19 protein-coding genes and 1 other RNA gene are annotated in these 19825 nt (G+C 60.1%); 16 read left to right on the top strand and 4 right to left on the bottom strand.

Going from position 1 to position 19825, the window contains the following annotated elements; all coding sequences use genetic code 11:
* The first annotated feature begins 18 nt into the window (after positions 1-18).
* Together J2Y56_RS24885 and J2Y56_RS24880 are read left to right on the top strand one after the other, a co-directional pair.
* Positions 19-636 (top strand): glutathione S-transferase N-terminal domain-containing protein, encoded by a 618-nt coding sequence (locus tag J2Y56_RS24885; protein WP_007905304.1) that lies wholly within the window; start codon positions 19-21, stop codon positions 634-636.
* Positions 637-652: 16 nt separating this feature from the next.
* The gene (locus J2Y56_RS24880) at positions 653-1066 is read left to right on the top strand and encodes a ClpXP protease specificity-enhancing factor (protein WP_007943725.1); all 414 of its coding nucleotides are present in this window, start codon (positions 653-655) and stop codon (positions 1064-1066) included.
* 50 nt (positions 1067-1116) lie between these two features.
* Here the strand turns inward: J2Y56_RS24880 and J2Y56_RS24875 are convergent, their stop codons facing one another.
* From J2Y56_RS24875 to J2Y56_RS24860, 4 genes are all read right to left on the bottom strand, one after another.
* Positions 1117-1695, bottom strand: a complete 579-nt coding sequence (locus J2Y56_RS24875) for a BON domain-containing protein (protein WP_007943726.1) — start codon at positions 1693-1695, stop codon at positions 1117-1119.
* Entirely contained in the window at positions 1692-2285 is a 594-nt protein-coding gene (locus tag J2Y56_RS24870; RefSeq protein WP_007943727.1) for a phosphoheptose isomerase, read from the bottom strand. The genes J2Y56_RS24875 and J2Y56_RS24870 overlap by 4 nt, the downstream gene beginning before the upstream one ends.
* 104 nt (positions 2286-2389) lie before the next feature.
* The gene (locus J2Y56_RS24865) at positions 2390-2752 is read right to left on the bottom strand and encodes a YraN family protein (protein WP_007943728.1); all 363 of its coding nucleotides are present in this window, start codon (positions 2750-2752) and stop codon (positions 2390-2392) included.
* Positions 2752-4563 carry a penicillin-binding protein activator gene (locus J2Y56_RS24860; protein WP_310353295.1) on the bottom strand — a complete coding sequence of 604 codons (1812 nt, stop codon included), beginning with the start codon at positions 4561-4563 and terminating at the stop codon, positions 2752-2754. The genes J2Y56_RS24865 and J2Y56_RS24860 overlap by 1 nt, the downstream gene beginning before the upstream one ends.
* Positions 4564-4739: 176 nt before the next feature.
* Here J2Y56_RS24860 and rsmI point away from each other — a divergent pair, with 176 nt between their 5' ends.
* The 14 genes from rsmI (at position 4740) to J2Y56_RS24790 (ending at position 19823) form a co-directional block, all read left to right on the top strand.
* The gene (gene rsmI, locus J2Y56_RS24855; RefSeq protein WP_162830871.1) at positions 4740-5645 is read left to right on the top strand and encodes a 16S rRNA (cytidine(1402)-2'-O)-methyltransferase; all 906 of its coding nucleotides are present in this window, start codon (positions 4740-4742) and stop codon (positions 5643-5645) included.
* Between the two features lie 75 nt (positions 5646-5720).
* Positions 5721-6074, top strand: an RNA gene (gene rnpB, locus J2Y56_RS24850) — RNase P RNA component class A.
* Between the two features lie 355 nt (positions 6075-6429).
* On the top strand, positions 6430-6885 hold the full coding sequence (mraZ, locus tag J2Y56_RS24845) for a division/cell wall cluster transcriptional repressor MraZ (protein WP_007943733.1): 456 nt from the start codon (positions 6430-6432) through the stop codon (positions 6883-6885).
* Positions 6882-7829 (top strand): 16S rRNA (cytosine(1402)-N(4))-methyltransferase RsmH, encoded by a 948-nt coding sequence (rsmH, locus tag J2Y56_RS24840; RefSeq protein WP_007943734.1) that lies wholly within the window; start codon positions 6882-6884, stop codon positions 7827-7829. The genes mraZ and rsmH overlap by 4 nt, the downstream gene beginning before the upstream one ends.
* Complete coding sequence (gene ftsL, locus J2Y56_RS24835; protein WP_007943735.1) at positions 7826-8119, top strand: cell division protein FtsL; 294 nt, start codon at positions 7826-7828, stop codon at positions 8117-8119. The genes rsmH and ftsL overlap by 4 nt, the downstream gene beginning before the upstream one ends.
* Positions 8119-9858 (top strand): penicillin-binding protein 2, encoded by a 1740-nt coding sequence (locus tag J2Y56_RS24830; RefSeq protein ID WP_162830872.1) that lies wholly within the window; start codon positions 8119-8121, stop codon positions 9856-9858. The genes ftsL and J2Y56_RS24830 overlap by 1 nt, the downstream gene beginning before the upstream one ends.
* Positions 9858-11321 (top strand): UDP-N-acetylmuramoyl-L-alanyl-D-glutamate--2,6-diaminopimelate ligase, encoded by a 1464-nt coding sequence (locus tag J2Y56_RS24825; RefSeq protein ID WP_007943739.1) that lies wholly within the window; start codon positions 9858-9860, stop codon positions 11319-11321. The genes J2Y56_RS24830 and J2Y56_RS24825 overlap by 1 nt, the downstream gene beginning before the upstream one ends.
* Positions 11314-12681: a UDP-N-acetylmuramoyl-tripeptide--D-alanyl-D-alanine ligase gene (murF, locus tag J2Y56_RS24820; RefSeq protein ID WP_310353291.1), complete on the top strand. Its 1368-nt coding sequence runs from the start codon at positions 11314-11316 to the stop codon at positions 12679-12681. The genes J2Y56_RS24825 and murF overlap by 8 nt, the downstream gene beginning before the upstream one ends.
* Positions 12681-13763, top strand: a complete 1083-nt coding sequence (gene mraY, locus J2Y56_RS24815) for a phospho-N-acetylmuramoyl-pentapeptide-transferase (protein ID WP_007943474.1) — start codon at positions 12681-12683, stop codon at positions 13761-13763. Before murF ends, mraY begins: the two co-directional genes overlap by 1 nt.
* Before the next feature lie 6 nt (positions 13764-13769).
* On the top strand, positions 13770-15116 hold the full coding sequence (murD, locus tag J2Y56_RS24810; RefSeq protein WP_007943475.1) for a UDP-N-acetylmuramoyl-L-alanine--D-glutamate ligase: 1347 nt from the start codon (positions 13770-13772) through the stop codon (positions 15114-15116).
* Positions 15113-16330, top strand: coding sequence for a putative lipid II flippase FtsW (ftsW, locus tag J2Y56_RS24805; RefSeq protein WP_007943476.1), 1218 nt, complete (start codon positions 15113-15115; stop codon positions 16328-16330). Before murD ends, ftsW begins: the two co-directional genes overlap by 4 nt.
* Positions 16320-17390: an undecaprenyldiphospho-muramoylpentapeptide beta-N-acetylglucosaminyltransferase gene (murG, locus tag J2Y56_RS24800; protein WP_310353289.1), complete on the top strand. Its 1071-nt coding sequence runs from the start codon at positions 16320-16322 to the stop codon at positions 17388-17390. The genes ftsW and murG overlap by 11 nt, the downstream gene beginning before the upstream one ends.
* Positions 17383-18843, top strand: a complete 1461-nt coding sequence (murC, locus tag J2Y56_RS24795; protein WP_310353286.1) for a UDP-N-acetylmuramate--L-alanine ligase — start codon at positions 17383-17385, stop codon at positions 18841-18843. Before murG ends, murC begins: the two co-directional genes overlap by 8 nt.
* The gene (locus J2Y56_RS24790; protein WP_007943483.1) at positions 18840-19823 is read left to right on the top strand and encodes a D-alanine--D-alanine ligase; all 984 of its coding nucleotides are present in this window, start codon (positions 18840-18842) and stop codon (positions 19821-19823) included. The genes murC and J2Y56_RS24790 overlap by 4 nt, the downstream gene beginning before the upstream one ends.
* Positions 19824-19825: the final 2 nt, after the last annotated feature.

The raw sequence follows: 19825 nt of genomic DNA, 5'->3' as shown, positions 1-19825 counted from the left end.
CAAGCGAGGAGGACCGCCATGGGCGTGACCAATCGGTTGGCCTGTTACTCCGACCCCGCCGACCACTATTCCCACCGAGTGCGTATCGTACTTGCAGAGAAGGGTGTCAGCGCCGAGATCATTTACGTGGAAGCTGGTCGTCAGCCGCCTAAACTGATTGAGGTGAACCCTTACGGAAGCCTGCCTACCCTGGTCGATCGTGACCTGGCGTTGTGGGAGTCGACCGTGGTGATGGAATATCTGGATGAGCGTTACCCGCACCCGCCTTTGTTGCCGGTTTATCCAGTGGCGCGTGCCAACAGCCGTCTGCTGATTCATCGTATTCAGCGTGACTGGTGTGGCCTGGTGGATCTGATCCTGGATTCACGGACCAAGGAAGCAGCCCGGGTCGTAGCTCGTAAAGAGCTGCGCGAAAGCCTGACTGGCGTGTCGCCGTTGTTCGCCGACAAGCCGTTTTTCCTCAGTGAGGAACAAAGTCTGGTGGATTGCTGCCTATTACCAATACTCTGGCGCTTGCCGATTTTGGGTATTGAACTGCCGCGGCCAGCCAAGCCGCTGCTTGATTATATGGAGCGCTCGTTTGCGCGTGAGGCTTTCCAGGCAAGTCTGTCTGGTGTCGAACGCGATATGCGCTAAGGCTTAAGGAGCCGCTATGAACTCCAGTCGACCTTATCTGGTCCGCGCGCTCTACGAGTGGATTGTGGACAACGATTGCACCCCGCACATGCTGGTCAATTCCGAGTATCCGTCGGTGCAGGTACCTCAGGGTTTTGCCAGTGACGGACAAATTGTCTTGAACGTGTCGCCGCAAGCCGTGCGTCATCTGCACATGGATAACGAGGCGGTCAGTTTCGAAGGGCGTTTCGGTGGCGTGCCGCACACCTTGTACGTGCCTATCGCCTCGATCCTGGGGATTTACGCCCGGGAGAACGGCCAGGGCATGGTGTTTGATCTGGAATCGCCTATGGAAGACGAGGAAGAGATCGAGCCGGATGATGATATTCCGCCACCCGACAGCGAGCCGCCGCGTCCCAGCGGTCGACCCAGTTTGAAAGTGGTGAAGTAAAAAAAAGGCGATCCGGATGGATCGCCTTTTTTATGTCTGCGGTTTGGGTATCAGTCGATGTACTCAAACAGCTTCACAACCTTCTGCACACCGGAAACGCCCTGTACCAGGTTGGTAGCCTGAGTGGCTTCCTGTTTGGTCAGCAGGCCCAGCAAGTAGACGATGCCGTTTTCGGTCACAACCTTGATGCGCGAACCAGGAATGTAGGGGTCGGTGAGCATCTGGGTCTTGATCTTGGTGGTCAGCCAGGTGTCGTTCTGGCGCGCCAGCAACGAGGAGGGCGGCAGAATCTGCAATTCGTTGTGGACGGTTTTTACGCGTTGCACAGCGGCAGCAGCCTGTTCGGCTTTAGCCTTGAGGTCGGCGCGAGGCGTCTGACCGGCGAGCAATACCACGCCGTTGAAGCTGGTGACGACAATATGCGACTCGTTGTCCAGGGCGGGGTCGGCCTTGGCCACGTTTACGCCGACTTTGGTATCGATCAGGGAGTCGTCGATCTTGCTGCCAAAGGTGCGCGTGCCACGGTCATCTTCAATCGGCGCTTCACGGCTGGCGTTAACCACCGAAGTGCAGCCGCTGATGCCGAGGCACAGGGTCAAGGCCATCAGGCCTAGGCGATTAGGGGTCATTCTTCACTCCCGAACAATTGGCTGTCGATCAGATCGCAAAGGCAATGGATCGCCAGCAGGTGGACTTCCTGAATACGTGCGGTGACATTGGCCGGTACGCGAATCTCGACGTCCTCGGGCAAAAGCAGTGACGCCATGCCGCCGCCATCGCGACCGGTCAATGCTACGACAACCATTTCGCGATCATGTGCGGCCTGGATCGCCTGAATTATGTTTGCCGAGTTACCGCTGGTGGAAATCGCCAGCAATACGTCGCCCGGTTGACCAAGCGCGCGGATCTGTTTGGAGAAAATTTCGTTGTAGCTGTAGTCGTTGGCAATCGAGGTGATGGTCGAACTGTCAGTGGTCAGCGCGATGGCGGGCAGGCTCGGGCGTTCCCGTTCGAAGCGGTTGAGCAGCTCCGACGAAAAATGCTGGGCGTCGCCAGCGGAACCGCCGTTACCACAGGAAAGCATTTTGCCCTCATTGAGCAGGGCGTTGACCATCACTTGGCTGGCTTGCTCGATGTGCGGTGCAAGTACGTCCATCGCCATTTGCTTGGTGTCGATACTGGCCTGAAAAAGCTGGCGAATTCGGGATTGCATGTCCATCTGTGTGACCTTAATTAGCGCGGCTACTCGGCACATGAATGTGCAGCCCGCAATGCAAAGAGCAAAAGTGTTGGGTGAAGATGTCCGGCTCGGCGCGCAAGCGATCAGCTGTCGAAGGCATTCTGCAACCAGTTCAACTGATCAAGGTTGCTGTCGATGGCAACCACGTCGAAGCGGCAAGGGGAATGGGCCCAACGCGACTCGCGCTGAAGAAAATACTGCGCAGCAAAAATCAGTTTTTGCCGTTTGCGCTCATCGATGCTATCGAGCGCGCCACCCCATTGGGTGTTTTTTCTGTAGCGGACTTCAACGAATACTACTGTATCGCCATCAAGCATGACCAGATCAAGCTCGCCGCGTTTACACAACCAGTTCTGCGCCAACAGGCGCAGACCTTGTTGTTGAAGATGCTCGAGCGCATGGCGCTCGGCATCTTTACCGCTTTGCTGGCGTGACCGGTCGGGCATCAGTTCGGGGTGCCTGGCAGGCGTTGAACCTGGCCATTGACGAACTGAGCCCACGGCAGCTGACGCACGACGCGTTGGTTCTGGGTCAGGCTCAGACTGCCCGACTGGCCTTCGAGGCGGCTGTCCGGCAAGGCTTTGAGTTGCCCCAGGCGTGGTGCCAGGCGGTAAGCATCGACGCCCATGGCATACAGGCGACCGAGGCTGCCGGCGGCTTGAGGCCATTGAGCCGTAACCTGTCTGCGCAGTGGATCATTGGCGTCCAGCAACCACGGGGTTTCGCAGAAGCGAATGCCGTTCATGTCGTTGTACTGATTCACGTCGCCGCTGGCGCTGTACACGTGGGAGGTGGCGTAGACCGGTACGTCACCGGCGTATTGGAAGTTGAGGGTCGGTTTGATCTGTTGAGCCTGTTGCGGAGTGGAGGCCAGGAAGATGAATTCGATGTCCTGGCTGCGTGACGGCTGGGCGGCAACTTGCGAACCGACGGTGCTTTGCAGGCTTTTTGCGCGGCCTTCGCTCTGGCGCAGCTGGAACATGTCAGCAATCTGCTGGGCCAGTTGAACCGGCTGGTCTACGCGTTCGGTGGCAACGATAGTGCCGCCGTTGGCTTGCCAGTCCTGGCTGAATGCCCGGATCACGCGATCGCCCCATTCGCCTTTGGGCACCATGATCGCAGCGCGATGCAGGCCATCGGCGCGCGCGCGGCGAGACACTTCGCGGGCTTCGTCTTCAGCGGCCAGACCAAACTGGAACAGTTGGGGTGGGCCTTGTTCGCCTTCGCTGTAGTTCAGTGCCAGGGTGGTGATCGGCAATTGCGGGCGGGCGCTAAGCTGTTTAACCAGTGGTTTTTCCAGCGGGCCGACCACCAGTTGCACGCCGTCGGCCTGGGCCTTGCGGTAGAACTCGTCCATCGACGTCAGCTTCGAACTGTCATAAAACTCGATGGCGGGTGGCTTCTGTCCGGTTTGCTGAGCCTGGTAGTAAGCAGCCATGAAGCCTTCGCGCAATGCTTTGCCGACCGATGCCAGCTGGCCGTCTTGTGGCAGCAGCAGGGCAATCTTGCTCAGGGGTTGGCTGGCCAGCTCCTTGAGGTTGGTCAATGCCTGCGGCAGTTGAATGGCGGCCGGGTGTTTAGGGTTTTGGGCGCGCCAGTTATCGATTGCGGCTTGCTGTTGCTCCAGTGTCCCGGCCGTTTTCACCGCCAGTGCCAGGCCCATCCAGCCCCCGAGGTCGTCGGAGGTGGTTGGCTGCAGTTGTTCGACGGGCAGGGAGGCAATCAGGGTCCAGATCGCATCGTGGTTTTTGCTCGCCGCGTCACCGCTCAGCATGGGAGCAATGAAAATACGCACCCGTGCGGCGGCCAGCGTCTGGCCATCTGCTTCGAGGGCGCGGGCGTGAACAGTGCCGGTGCGAACCTGTTGCTCGGCCGGCAGTTCACCCAGGCGTTGCAGGCTCGGATGGCTCAAAGCCGTCAGTGCTGCTTTGGGCTGATTGCGCACCATGGCCAGCTCCGCCGCCAGTGTACTGGCGAAGACTTGTGGGCCTGGCTTGAGTTGCTCGACCGGAACCTGCTGCAGGATTTGCGCGGACTGGCCGGCGTTCCCTTGGCGGTAGGCCACGTCTGCGGCGCTCAGGCGCAACAGGGCAGCTTCCTCCGGATCTTTGCTTTGATTGGCCTGCGCGAGCAACTGCTCGACGCTGGCATTCGGGGTCCGTGGAACTTCGCCAAGGCTGGAGGAGGGCGAGCTGGCGCAAGCCGCCAGCAAGGCAGCGAGGCAGAGGGCAGTGAACAGCCGCAGGCAAGCGATCATGTAGTGTTCCTGTTACTCGATCAAATTAGCGTGGAATTGTACCCAAGCACTGGCCGGGGCGCGATGTTGCTGGCGTGAATCGATCAATTTAGCTCGTGTAAATGTTGCAGTACTGCACAAACGGCGAAAAAACCCGGGAAGGGCCAAGCGTATCGCAAGCGCCGCTACGCGCTACAATGTCACTTTTTACCGATCATGAGGTGTGCGTTTTGACTGCTCCAGGTGCTTTGAATTCCGCTGCTGGCTCGCTTTATGTGGTGGCGACGCCCATCGGCAACCTGGACGACATCAGTGCGCGTGCGCTGAAGATCCTTCGTGAGGTGGCGTTGATTGCCGCTGAGGACACTCGCCACTCCCAGCGATTGATGCAGCATTTCGGTATCCCTACACCCTTGGCCGCCTGTCATGAACACAATGAACGGGATGAAGGTAGTCGCTTTATTACGCGTCTGCTGGCAGGCGACGATGTGGCGCTGATATCCGATGCCGGCACTCCGTTGATTTCCGATCCCGGTTATCACTTGGTGCGTCAGGCCCGTGCTGCTGGGATCAATGTGGTGCCAGTGCCGGGAGCCTGCGCGTTGATCGCGGCGCTGTCGGCGGCGGGTTTGCCATCCGACCGGTTTATCTTCGAGGGCTTCCTGCCGGCCAAGGCGGTCGGTCGCCGGGCTCGTCTTGAGCTGGTAAAGGAAGAGCCGCGCACGCTGATTTTCTACGAGGCTCCGCACCGCATTCTTGAATGTCTGCAAGACATGGAGCTGGTGTTCGGCGGCGAGCGTCAGGCGTTGCTGGCTCGTGAGATCACTAAAACCTTCGAAACCCTCAAAGGCCTGCCATTGGCCCAATTGCGCGAGTTCGTCGAGTCGGACAGTAATCAGCAGCGCGGTGAGTGTGTGGTGCTGGTGGCTGGCTGGGCCGCGCCCGAGACCGAAGATGCGGTCAGTAGCGAAGCGATGCGCATCCTCAACCTGTTACTCGAAGAGATGCCGCTCAAGCGTGCGGCCGCCTTGGCCGCGCAAATCACTGGCGAGCGCAAGAATGTGCTGTATCAGGTCGCTCTCGATAAACAGAAGGGCGAGTAAAACCCGACGTGCTGGAGGGGTCAAAGGCGTTTAGCGCTTGTTCTTCGGCCGCTCTGCCGTTAACCTTCGCGGCGGAGAGTCGATCGGACAGTCGCTGCCCTCTATGAAAATTAGGGGGGGGAGGAAAGTCCGGGCTCCATAGGGCGAAGTGCCAGGTAATGCCTGGGAGGCGTGAGCCTACGGAAAGTGCCACAGAAAATAACCGCCTAAGCGCTTCGGCGCCGGTAAGGGTGAAAAGGTGCGGTAAGAGCGCACCGCACGTCTGGCAACAGTTCGTGGCTAGGTAAACCCCACTTGGAGCAAGACCAAATAGGGTCCCAAGGCGTGGCCCGCGCTGGGACCGGGTAGGTTGCTAAAGATGTCCAGTGATGGCCATCGTAGACGAATGACTGTTCAAGACAGAACCCGGCTTACAGATCGACTCTCCACCTTTTTTTCCTCCCTGTTTGAATCTTTGAGCAGGGCGCTGGTGATTGCATTTCCCCTCCTTTCAGAATCATCAGCAGAAGCACTTTCGTAAGACCAAAAAAATCTTACTCTTAACAAACTACTTTAACTTTCGAGCGCAGCCATCTGAGTTGTCTCAAGTTATTGGGTGCAATGACACGTCAGATTTCCGTATCACCCCCTCCTACGCTCCTAAATCTCAGTTCTGTAAGGGTTTTCCTTTAATCCGCGCCTTGACGGTGCGGTGGCCGCATTCCTATAGTGTGCGCAAGTGGCGGAAAGTGGCATGAAGTGGGTTTTTTGAACGTAAAACGCTAAAATTTGGAGAAACGCTGACGTGTTTCGCGGAGCTAACGCTATCAGTCTCGATGCAAAGGGCCGTCTCGCCATGCCGAGCCGGTACCGTGACGAGCTCGTTTCGCGTAGTTCCGGGCAGTTAATCGTCACAATCGACGCCGTTGATCCATGTTTGTGTGTTTACCCCCTCGATGAGTGGGAAGTTATTGAAACCAAACTGCGCGCACTGCCTTCGCTTCGCGAAGAGAACCGCCGCCTGCAACGTTTACTGATTGGTAATGCCGTCGACCTCGAACTCGATGGCAGTGGTCGTTTTCTGGTTCCACCGCGTCTTCGTGAATATGCCAAGTTGGATAAGCGCGCGATGTTGGTAGGCCAACTGAACAAGTTCCAATTATGGGACGAGGATGCCTGGGATGCGGTTTCTGCCGCTGACCTGGCTGCTATTCAACAACCGGGCGCCATGCCTGATGAACTGCGTGATTTGATCCTGTGACTATTGATAGCGGCTTTAACCACATCACCGTGCTGCTTGACGAAGCCGTCGAGGCTCTCGCCGTACGTCCTGATGGCTGCTATCTGGACGGCACGTTCGGGCGCGGCGGGCACAGCCGGCTGATCTTGAGCCAGCTGGGGCCTGATGGTCGGTTGCTCGGATTTGATAAAGATCCTCAAGCAATTGCCACCGGGCAGACGCTAGCGGCCGAAGACGGCCGCTTTGTCGTTGTGCAGCGCAGCTTTGCCGAGCTGGGTTCGGAAGTCGCCGAGCGCGGCCTGGCGGGCAAGGTCAGCGGCGTTTTGCTCGACCTCGGCGTGTCTTCGCCGCAGCTCGACGACCCTGAGCGCGGCTTCAGCTTCCTCAATGACGGCCCGCTGGACATGCGCATGGACCCTTCCCGTGGGATCAGTGCTGCGGAGTTCGTCAACACCGCACCGGCGGAAGAAATCGCCCGCGTGTTCAAGGAATACGGTGAAGAACGGTTCTCCGGTCGCATGGCCCGAGCCGTGGCCGAGCGCCGCGACATCAAGCCGTTCGAACGCACCGCTGATCTGGCCGAAGTCCTGAAAGTCGCCAACCCGGCGTGGGAAAAAGGCAAGAACCCGGCGACCCGTGCGTTCCAGGGTCTGCGAATTCATGTCAACAACGAACTGGGCGATCTGGAAGCCGGTCTCGAAGCCGCACTCGAATGCCTGGAAGTCGGCGGCCGTCTGGTCGTTATCAGCTTCCACTCCCTGGAAGATCGCATCGTCAAATTGTTCATGCGCAAGCTGGTTAAAGGCGAAGCCGACAACCTGCCGCGCAACTTGCCGGTTCGCCACGTTGCGTTCGAACCGAAAATCAAAGTCCATGGCAAAGCGCAGACGGCCTCCGACGCCGAACTCAAAGCCAACCCACGTTCCCGTAGCGCCGTCATGCGCGTGGCGGAGAAGCTGCGGTGAGCAAGCTTTTCGCCAAGCCACTGCCCGGCGGAAGCTTTTTCATGCTGCTGTTGTTTGCCGGCGTGCTCGTTTCAGCGATCGGCGTGTCGTACAGCGCTCACTGGAACCGTCAACTGTTGAACTCGCTGTATAACGAGTTGAGCGTGCGCGACAAGGCGCAGGCCGAGTGGGGTCGTTTGATCCTTGAGCAGAGCACCTGGACCGCCCATAGCCGTATTGAAGTGCTGGCCTCCGAACAGCTGAAGATGCGCATTCCAGGCGCAGCTGAAGTGAAGATGGTGGCGCCATGATGAAACTCGAAGGCGCAATGTTCCCATGGCGTTTTCGCGTGGTCGTGGGTTTGCTCGGCATCATGGTCGCGGCGATTTCCTGGCGCATCATCGATCTGCAAGTCGTCGACCGGGCCTTCCTTAAAGGTCAGGGCGATGCGCGCAGCGTTCGTCATATTCCGATTCCGGCGCACCGTGGCCTGATCACCGACCGTAACGGCGAGCCTTTGGCCGTGAGTACCCCGGTCACCACGCTGTGGGCCAACGCCAAGGAAATGCAAACGGCCAAAGAGAAGTGGCCGGCACTGGCGGCTGCCCTGGGTCAGGACCCCAAAGCCCTGGCTGAACGTCTCGAAGCCCAGGCCAACAAAGAATTCATTTACCTGGTTCGCGGGCTGACTCCGGAGCAGGGCCAGTCCGTGCTCGACCTGAAAGTACCGGGCGTCTACGGCATTGAAGAATTCCGGCGTTTTTACCCGGCCGGTGAAGTCACCGCGCACATGGTTGGATTCACCGACATCGATGACCACGGTCGAGAAGGGGTCGAACTGGCCTATGACGAATGGCTCGCCGGGGTCCCCGGCAAGCGTCAAGTCATCAAGGATCGGCGCGGAAGGCTGATCAAGGATGTCCAGGTCACCAAAAACGCCAAGGCCGGCAAGCCCTTGGCGTTGTCCATTGACCTGCGCCTGCAATACCTGGCCAACCGCGAACTGCGTAACGCGATCATCGAGAACGGCGCCAAGGCGGGCAGCCTGGTGATCATGGATGTGAAGACCGGCGAGATCCTGGCCATGGTCAACCAGCCGACCTACAACCCGAATAACCGTCGCAACCTGCAGCCGGCGATGATGCGTAACCGCGCGATGATCGACGTGTTCGAGCCGGGTTCGACCATGAAAGCCGTTTCCATGAGCGCCGCGATTGAAACCGGGCGCTGGAAACCCAGCGATACCGTCGAGGTGTATCCAGGCTCCTTGCAGATTGGCAAGTACACCATCAAGGACGTATCGAAGACCGAAGGTCCGGTACTCGACCTGACCGGCATCCTGATCAATTCCAGTAACGTCGGCATGAGCAAGGTCGCGTTCGATATCGGCGGCGAGACGATTTACCGTCTGGCGCAAAAACTTGGCCTCGGCCAGGACACCGGTCTCGGCTTCCCGGGCGAGCGCGTCGGCAATCTGCCGAACTACCGCGAATGGCGCAAGGCTGAAACCGCCACGCTGTCCTACGGCTACGGGGTTTCCGTGACTGCGATTCAACTGGTCCACGCCTTCTCGGCGCTGGCCAACGACGGTCGCCTCGCACCCTTGACCCTGATCAAAACCGACAAGGCGCCGCAGACCACGCAGGTGCTGCCGGAAGCCGTCTCGAAAACCATGCAAACCATGCTGACCCAAGTGATCGAAGCGCCGCGCGGTGTCTTCCGTGCGCAAGTGCCGGCGTATCACGTGGCTGGCAAGTCGGGTACTGCGCGCAAGACCTCTGTCGGCAGCAAAGGCTACGCCGAGAACTCTTACCGCTCGCTGTTCGCAGGCTTCGGACCGATGAGCGATCCGCGTTACGCCATCGTCGTGGTTATCGATGAACCGACCAAGGCCGGTTACTTCGGTGGTCTGGTCTCGGCGCCAGTGTTCAGCAAGGTGATGTCCGGGACACTGCGCCTGATGAACATTACGCCGGACAACCTGCCACCGACTGAAACTGCGAATGCAACTCCCGTCGTACCGCTGAAAGCCAATGGAGGGCGCGGCTGATGTCTCTGAGTCTGAACAAGATTTTTGCCCACGCCGGTCGCGATCTGCTGATCCGCGAATTGGCGCTCGACAGCCGCAACGTGCGCGCTGGCGACCTGTTTCTCGCCGTCCCGGGCGGGCGCTTCGACGGTCGCGCGCACATCGCCGATGCCCTGCAACGCGGCGCTGCCGCCGTGGCTTATGAAGTCGAAGGTGCGACTGTATTGCCGATCACCGAGGTCCCGCTGATTCCGGTCAAAGGCCTGGCGGCGCAACTGTCGGACATCGCCGGACGCTTTTATGGCGAGCCGAGCCGTCACTTGAATCTGATTGGCGTGACCGGCACCAATGGCAAAACCAGCGTGACTCAACTGGTGGCACAGGCGCTCGATCTTCTGGGTCAGCACTGTGGCATCGTCGGCACGCTGGGCTCCGGTTTCTACGGCGCGCTGGAAAGCGGCTTGCACACCACACCGAACCCGATCGCCGTGCAAGCGACCCTGGCCGACCTGAAAAAGGCCGGCGCCAAAGCCGTTGCCATGGAAGTCTCTTCTCATGGTCTGGATCAGGGCCGCGTGACCGCACTGGCGTTTGACGTGGCGGTGATGACCAACCTGTCCCGCGATCACCTCGATTACCACGGCACCATGCAGGCCTACGGCGAAGCCAAGGCCAAGCTGTTTGCCTGGAACGATTTGAAGTGCCGGGTGGTGAACCTGGACGACGAATTCGGCCGCCAACTGGCCGCCGAAAAGTGTGAGTCGCGTTTGATCACCTACAGTCTGGAAGACACCAGCGCCTACTTGTATTGCCGTGAAGCGCATTTCGACGATGAAGGCGTGCGCGCTACGTTGGTCACGCCTCAGGGCGAGCACCATTTGCGCAGCACCTTGCTCGGTCGCTTCAACCTGAGCAATGTGCTGGCCGCCGTCGGCGCCTTGCTCGGTCTGGACTATGCGCTGGACGAAATCCTCCACGTCCTGCCGAAGCTCGAAGGCCCGGCCGGTCGCATGCAGCGCCTGGGTGGCGGTACTCAGCCGCTGGTGGTGGTCGATTACGCGCACACTCCGGACGCGCTCGAAAAAGTCCTGATGGCCCTGCGTCCACACGCCAAAGGTCGCTTGCTGTGCCTGTTCGGCTGCGGCGGCGATCGTGATCGCGGCAAGCGTCCGCTGATGGCTGAAGTGGTTGAACGTCTGGCCGACGGCGTGCTGGTGACCGATGACAATCCGCGCACCGAAGACCCGGCTGTGATCTTCGATGACATCCGCGCCGGTTTCAAGGCTGTGGATAAAGTGACTTTCGTGGCTGGCCGTGGCCAGGCGATTGCCCAGTTGATCGCCGGCGCTTCGGTGGATGACGTGATTGTGCTGGCCGGTAAAGGTCATGAGGACTATCAGGAAATCAACGGCGAGCGTCACGCCTTCTCCGATCTGGTCGAGGCCGATCATGCCCTGAGCGCGTGGGAGGTGGCCCATGCTTAAAGCCTTGAAACTGAGCGAACTGACCGGCGCGCTGAATGCTCGCCTGATTGCTGCGGACGCCACGTTCGAAGGCGTCAGCATTGACAGCCGCGCGATCCAGCCCGGCCAACTATTTATTGCCCTGACCGGTCCGCGCTTCGACGGTCACGACTACTTGAACGACGTCGCGGCCAAAGGTGCCGTCGCTGCGTTGGTCGAGCGCGAAGTCGCCGACAGCGCAATGCCACAGCTACTGGTCAAAGACACCCGTCAGGCGCTCGGTCAACTGGGCGCACTGAACCGTGCCGGGTTCACCAACCCTGTCGCGGCCATCACCGGTTCCAGTGGCAAGACCACGGTCAAGGAAATGCTCGCCAGTATCCTGCGCACGCGCGGTCCGGTATTGGCCACCCGTGGCAACCTGAACAACGACCTTGGCGTGCCGCTGACCTTGCTCGAACTCGCGCCGGAACACACCGCTGCCGTGATCGAACTCGGTGCCTCGCGCCTTGGCGAAATTGCCTACACCGTGGGCATGACCAAACCTCATGTGGCCATCCTCAACAACGCCGGTACCGCCCACGTTGGTGAGTTTGGCGGGCCGGAAAAAATCGTTGAAGCCAAAGGCGAAATTATTGAAGGGCTCGAGGCCGATGGCATCGCCGTTCTTAATCTCGACGACAAGGCCTTTGAAATCTGGAAGGCTCGCGCGGCCGGTCGCAAAGTGCTGTCGTTTGCCCTGAGCAATCTCAGTGCCGACTTCTACGCCAGTGACCTGGACCGCGATGCTCGCGGCTGCCCGGCGTTCAACCTGCACACGCCTGATGGGGTGGAGCGCGTTCAACTGAACCTGCTCGGTACGCATAACGTCGCCAACGCCATGGCTGCTGCCGCTGCCGCTCATGCCCTCGGCGTTTCGCTGTTTGGCATCGCCACGGGGCTGGCCGCCGTGCAACCGGTCAAGGGTCGCACCGTCGCGCAACTGGCCACCAACGGCATGCGCGTTATTGATGATACGTACAACGCAAATCCGACCTCCATGTGCGCCGCCGTTGATATACTCGCCGGCTTTTCCGGTCGCACCGTCCTGGTGCTCGGGGATATCGGCGAGTTGGGCGATTGGGCGGAGCAGGGGCACCGCGATGTGGGTGAATACGCCCGCGGCAAGGTGTCTGCGCTGTATGCCGTCGGACCCAACATGGTTCACGCCGTAAACGCTTTCGGTCCACAGGCCTTTCACTTCAGCACTCAGGCTGAACTGATCAAGGCCTTGGGCGCCGAGCAAGACACCAACACCACTATTTTGATCAAGGGTTCGCGCAGCGCTGCGATGGAAAACATCGTCGCGGCTTTGTGCGGGTCCAGTCTGGAGAAACATTAATGCTGCTGCTGCTAGCGGAGTATCTGCAACAGTTCTACAAAGGCTTCGCGGTCTTTCAGTACCTGACCCTGCGCGGGATTCTCGGTGTGCTGACCGCGCTGGTTTTGTCCCTGTGCTATGGCCCGTGGATGATCCGTACCTTGCAGAACCGTCAGATCGGTCAATCCGTACGCAACGACGGCCCACAATCGCACCTCTCCAAGTCCGGCACGCCAACCATGGGTGGCGCGCTGATTCTGTCGTCCATCGGCGTCAGCACCTTGCTTTGGGCTGACCTGAGCAACCGTTATGTCTGGACTGTACTGTTGGTGACGTTGCTGTTCGGCGCCATCGGCTGGGTCGACGATTATCGCAAAGTGATCGAGAAGAACTCCCGTGGCTTGCCGAGCCGCTGGAAGTATTTCTGGCAATCGGTATTTGGTCTGGGCGCAGCGATCTTCCTTTATATGACCGCCGCTACCCCGGTAGAAACCACCCTGATCCTGCCGATGCTCAAGGATTACAGCATTGCGCTGGGCGCAGGCTTTATCGTGCTGACCTACTTCGTGATCGTCGGTTCGAGCAACGCAGTCAACCTGACTGACGGCCTCGATGGTCTGGCCATCATGCCGACTGTAATGGTCGGCGGCGGTCTGGGGATCTTCTGCTACCTGTCGGGTAACGTGAAATTCGCTGAGTACCTGCTGATCCCTTATGTGCCGGGCGCGGGTGAACTGATCGTGTTCTGCGGCGCGTTGATCGGTGCGGGCCTCGGGTTCCTGTGGTTCAACACCTATCCGGCCCAGGTTTTCATGGGCGATGTCGGCGCACTGGCGCTGGGCGCGGCGCTGGGCACCATCGCGGTGATCGTCCGTCAGGAAATCGTCCTGTTCATCATGGGCGGCGTGTTCGTGATGGAGACCCTGTCGGTGGTCATTCAGGTTGCTTCTTTCAAGATGACCGGTCGCCGGGTGTTCCGCATGGCACCGATTCACCACCACTTTGAACTCAAGGGCTGGCCCGAGCCACGCGTGATCGTCCGTTTCTGGATCATCACCGTGATTCTCGTGCTGGTTGGCCTTGCCACTCTGAAGCTGAGGTAGAAACTCGTGTCTCTGATCGCTTCTGACCACTTCCGCATCGTTGTCGGCCTCGGCAAGAGCGGCATGTCCCTGGTTCGCTTCCTGGCGAACCGGGGCACGTCGTTTGCTGTGGCCGATACGCGGGAAAATCCACCGGAACTGGCCACGCTCAAGCGTGACTATCCGCACGTGGAAGTGCGTTGTGGCGAGCTGGACGTCGAGTTCCTGTGCCGTGCCGACGAGCTCTACGTGAGCCCCGGCCTGGCGTTGGCGACCCCGGCCCTGCAGGCTGCCGCTGCCCGTGGCGTGAAATTGTCCGGCGACATCGAGTTGTTTGCGCGTAACGCGAAGGCACCGATTGTCGCCATCAGCGGTTCCAACGCGAAAAGCACCGTCACCACCCTGGTCGGCGAGATGGCGGCTGCGGCAGGCAAGCGCGTGGCCGTCGGTGGCAACCTCGGTACGCCGGCACTGGACCTGCTCAGCGATGACATCGAGCTGTACGTGATGGAACTGTCGAGTTTCCAGCTGGAAACCACCGATCAACTTAACGCCGAAGTGGCGACCGTGCTCAACGTCAGCGAAGACCACATGGATCGTTACAGCGGTCTGCCGGCCTATCATCTGGCCAAGCACCGGATCTTCCGTGGCGCCAGGCAGTTTGTGGTCAACCGTCAGGACGCCCTGAGCCGTCCGTTGATGGGCGAGGGCCAGCCGTGTTGGACCTTTGGTCTGGGCAAGCCTGATTTCAAGGCCTTCGGTATCCGCGAAGAAGAGGGCGAGAAATACCTGGCCTTCGAATTCCAGAACCTGATGCCGGTGCGCGAACTGAAAATCCGTGGTGCCCACAACCAGTCCAATGCCCTCGCGGCCTTGGCGCTGGGCCACGCTGTCGGTCTGCCATTCGACGCCATGCTCACGGCCCTGCGCTCCTTCGCCGGACTTGAGCATCGTTGCCAGTGGGTCCGTGATCTGGATGGCGTCGGCTATTACAACGACTCCAAGGCCACTAACGTCGGCGCTGCACTGGCGGCCATCGAAGGCCTGGGTGCGGACATCGAAGGCAAGATCGTGCTGATCGCCGGCGGCGACGGCAAAGGTGCAGAGTTCAATGATCTGCGCGATCCGGTGGCTGCCAACTGCCGCGCCGTGATCCTGATGGGCCGTGACTCCGACAAGATCGGCGAGGCCATCGGCGATGCCGTGCCGCTGATTCGCGTCAGCTCGCTGGTTGAAGCCGTAGCGAAATGCCGTACGGCTGCCGAACCCGGTGACGTGGTGCTGCTGTCACCTGCCTGCGCCAGTTTCGACATGTTCAAGAACTACGAAGACCGCGGTCACCAGTTCGTCCAGGCAGTGGAGGAACTGGCATGAGCCTGAAAAACATCATCAAGCCTTATCCGTCGCCCATCATCACCGGGCGCGGCATCGACCTCGATTTTCCGATGCTCGCCGGTTGCCTGGCATTGATCGGCCTGGGGCTTGTCATGATTGCATCTGCATCGACCGAGGTAGGGGCGGTGCAGTCGGGCAGTGCCCTGTATTACATGATTCGCCACCTTATTTACGTGGTGCTGGGCTTGGGTGCCTGCATCGTCACCATGATGATTCCGATTGCCACCTGGCAACGCCTGGGCTGGCTGATGCTGCTGGGTGCGTTCGGTCTGCTGGTGATGGTGATCGTTCCGGGGATTGGCCGTGAAGTGAACGGTTCGATGCGCTGGATCGGTTTCAGTTTCTTCAACGTCCAGCCTTCCGAGATCGCCAAGGTGTTCGTGGTGATCTACCTCGCCGGTTATCTGGTGCGTCGCCAGAAAGAAGTGCGTGAAAGCTGGATGGGCTTCTTCAAGCCGTTCATCGTGCTGTTGCCGATGGCGGGGCTGTTGCTGATGGAGCCGGACTTCGGTGCCACCGTCGTGATGATGGGGGCGGCTGCGGCGATGCTGTTCCTGGGCGGGGTCGGACTGTTCCGGTTTTCCTTGATGGTGGCCCTGGCCGTCGGGGCGGTGGTGTTGTTGATTCAAATGCAGCCGTATCGAATGGCGCGCCTGACCAACTTTGCCGATCCATGGGCCGACCAGTTCGGTGCCGGCTATCAGCTGTCGCAGGCATTGATCGCCTTCGGTCGCGGCGAGTGGCTGGGTGTTGGCCTGGGCAACAGCGTGCAGAAACAGTTCTACCTGCCTGAAGCCCACACCGACTTCGTGTTCTCGGTACTGGCCGAAGAACTGGGTGCCGTGGGTTCGTTGTGCACCGTGGCGCTGTTCACCTTTGTCTGTATTCGTGGCATGTACATTGGTTATTGGGCCGAGAAGGCCAAGCAATTCTTCGCTGCCTACATCGCGTACGGCCTGTCGTTCCTGTGGATTGGTCAGTTCCTGATCAACATCGGCGTGAACGTCGGTCTGCTGCCGACCAAAGGCCTGACGCTGCCATTCCTCAGTTATGGCGGTAGCTCGCTGGTGATTTGCGGTGCCTGTCTCGGCTTGTTGCTGCGCATTGAGTGGGAGAGTCGAACCCACCTGGGCAGTGAAGAGATGGAGTTCCATGAGAGCGACTTCGCCGAGGAGCCGACCCATGGGCGCTAACGTATTGATCATGGCCGGCGGCACCGGGGGGCATGTATTCCCTGCGCTGGCCTGTGCTCGCGAATTCCAGGCCCGCGGCTACACCGTGCATTGGCTGGGGACGCCGCGTGGCATTGAAAACGACCTGGTGCCGATGGCCGGTATCGAGCTGCATCGGATCAACGCCAGCGGTCTGCGCGGCAAGGGCAAGCTGTCCTTCCTCAAGGCACCGTTCATGTTGCTCAAATCCGTCTGGCAAGCGCGGGCGATCATTCGTCAGCTGCGGCCGGTGTGCGTGGTGGGCTTCGGTGGTTATGTGACCGGACCTGGCGGTGTTGCTGCCAAACTGTCTGGTGTACCGGTGATCGTTCATGAGCAGAACGCCGTGGCCGGTACCGCCAATCGGTTGCTGGTGCCGTTGGCCGCCCGGGTCTGTGAAGCGTTCCCCGACACCTTTACCCTGTCGGACTGCCGTCGGACCACCGGTAACCCGGTGCGCACCGAGCTGTTCCTCGAAACAGCGCGACCTGCCCTGGCCGGTCGCAAGGCTCGTTTGCTGATCCTGGGCGGAAGCCTGGGCGCAGAACCGTTGAACAAATTGCTGCCTGAAGCCCTGTCGCAAGTCGCCCCCGACCTGCGCCCGGACGTGTTCCATCAGGCCGGCAAAAACCACGATGAAGTGACTGCAGAGCGCTATCGCGCGGCTGGCGTCGAGGCGCAAGTGCAGCCTTTCATCAAAGACATGGCCCAAGCCTATGGCTGGGCCGACCTGGTGGTGTGCCGCGCAGGCGCGTTGACCATCAGTGAACTGGCCGCCGCCGGTCTGCCCTCGATGCTGGTGCCTTTGCCCCATGCGATCGACGATCACCAGACCCGCAACGCTGATTATTTGGCCCGTGAAGGCGCTGCCTTCCTGATGCCGCAAAGAACGACTGGCGCAGCGGATCTTGCCGCTCGCCTGACAGAGGTCCTGATGCAACCACAACGACTCAACGATATGGCTACCGCGGCACGCCGCCTGGCCAAACCCGATGCCACCCGTAACGTGGTCGATACCTGTCTGGAGGTGGCCCATGGTTGAGAATCAGAAAGCCATGCCGCAACCGGAGATGCGCCGCATCCGTAAAATTCACTTCGTCGGCATCGGCGGCGTGGGCATGTGCGGCATCGCTGAAGTGTTGTTGAACCTGGGCTATGACGTGTCCGGTTCCGACCTGAAAGCGTCGCCCGTGACCGAGCGCCTGGAGTCTTTCGGCGCGCAGATCTTTATCGGCCACCGCGCCGAGAACGCCGCGTCGGCCGATGTGCTGGTGGTGTCGAGCGCCGTCAACACCTCCAACCCGGAAGTCGCGACTGCACTGGAACGCCGTATTCCGGTGGTGCCTCGCGCCGAGATGCTGGCAGAACTGATGCGCTACCGTCACGGTATCGCCGTCGCCGGTACGCACGGTAAAACCACCACCACCAGCTTGATCGCTTCGGTGTTCGCGGCCGGTGGCCTGGACCCGACGTTCGTCATTGGTGGTCGTCTGAATGCCGCGGGCACCAATGCCCAGCTCGGCACCAGCCGTTACCTGATTGCCGAAGCCGACGAAAGCGACGCCAGTTTCCTGCACTTGCAGCCGTTGGTGGCTGTGGTCACCAACATCGACGCCGATCACATGGCGACCTACGACGGTGACTTCAACAAACTGAAGAAAACCTTCGTCGAGTTCCTCCACAACCTGCCGTTCTATGGGCTGGCCGTGGTGTGCCTGGACGATCCGGTGGTGCGTGAAATCCTCCCTCTGGTCAAACGCCCGACCGTCACTTACGGCTTCGGCGATGACTGCGACGTGCGCGCCATCAATGTGCGTCAGCAGGGCATGCAGACCTTCTTCACGGTGCTGCGCCCTGAGTGCGAGCCGCTGGATGTCTCGGTGAACATGCCGGGCAACCACAACGTATTGAACGCGCTGGCCACTATCTGCATCGCTTCTGATGAGGGTGTCAGCGATGAAGCCATCGTCCAGGGCCTGTCCGGGTTCCAGGGTGTTGGCCGTCGCTTCCAGGTCTACGGCGAACTGCCGGTCGAAGGCGGCAACGTGATGCTGGTCGACGATTACGGTCATCACCCGACCGAAGTCGCTGCCGTGATCAAAGCCGTGCGCGGTGGCTGGCCGGAGCGTCGTCTGGTGATGGTCTACCAGCCGCACCGTTACAGCCGCACCCGTGACCTGTACGACGATTTCGTCAATGTACTGGCTGACGCCAACGTCCTGCTGTTGATGGAAGTCTACCCGGCCGGCGAAGAGCCGATCCCGGGCGCCGACAGCCGCAAATTGTGCAACAGCATCCGTCAGCGCGGTCAGCTGGACCCGATCTACATCGAGCGCGGCGTCGACCTCGCGCCATTGGTCAAGCCACTGCTGCGTGCTGGCGACATCCTGCTGTGCCAGGGCGCCGGTGATATCGGTGGCCTTGCTCCGAAACTATTGAACAGTCCGTTGTTCGCTGGCGCCGTTGCCGCGCCAAGCGTGGGGAAGTTGAAATGACTGCTGCTTACGCCAACCTCGTCTCCACTGTCGCGCCGAAAGATTTCGGCCGCGTTGCCGTGCTGTTCGGCGGCAAGAGTGCCGAGCGGGAAGTTTCCCTGAAGTCGGGTAACGCGGTCCTCGCGGCACTGCAAAGTGCCGGTGTGGATGCGTTCGGTCTCGATGTCGGTGATGACCTGTTGCAGCGTTTGCTCAACGAAAAAATCGACCGCGCCTTCATCATCCTCCACGGTCGTGGCGGTGAAGACGGCAGCATGCAGGGCCTGCTCGAATGCCTGGGCATTCCGTACACCGGCAGCGGCATTCTGGCCTCGGCGCTGGCCATGGACAAGCTGCGCACCAAACAGGTCTGGCACAGCCTGGGTATTCCGACGCCGCGTCATGCCGTATTGAGCAGCGAGGCCGATTGTATTTCGGCAGCGACGGAACTGGGCTTCCCTTTGATCGTCAAACCGGCGCATGAAGGTTCAAGTATCGGTATGGCCAAAGTGAATTGCGCGTCCGATTTGATCGGCGCCTGGAAAGCGGCCAGTACCTACGATTCGCAAGTGTTGGTCGAGCAATGGATTCAGGGTCCGGAGTTCACCATCGCCACCCTGCGTGACCAGGTGTTGCCTCCAATTGCCTTGGGCACGACGCACAGCTTCTACGACTACGACGCCAAGTACATCGCCAACGATACCCAGTACCGCATTCCGTGCGGGCTCGACAGCACCAAGGAAAAGGAACTCATGGACCTCACGGCGAAAGCCTGCGAGGCGCTGGGTATCGCCGGTTGGGGCAGGGCAGACGTGATGCAGGATGCCGATGGGCAGTTCTGGTTCCTGGAAGTGAACACCGCACCGGGTATGACCGATCACAGCCTGGTGCCGATGGCGGCCCGTGCTGCCGGTCTGGATTTCCAGCAACTGGTTCTGGCCATTCTGGCAGCCAGTGTTGTCGGCAACACTGCCGGTAACCAAGAGTCGGCGAGAGGTTAGGA

This window comes from Pseudomonas sp. BE134 (genome assembly GCF_031456105.1).
Lineage (GTDB): Bacteria > Pseudomonadota > Gammaproteobacteria > Pseudomonadales > Pseudomonadaceae > Aquipseudomonas.
Note: the sequence above shows the minus strand (reverse complement) of the source record. Positions and strands in the feature narration are given on the sequence as shown.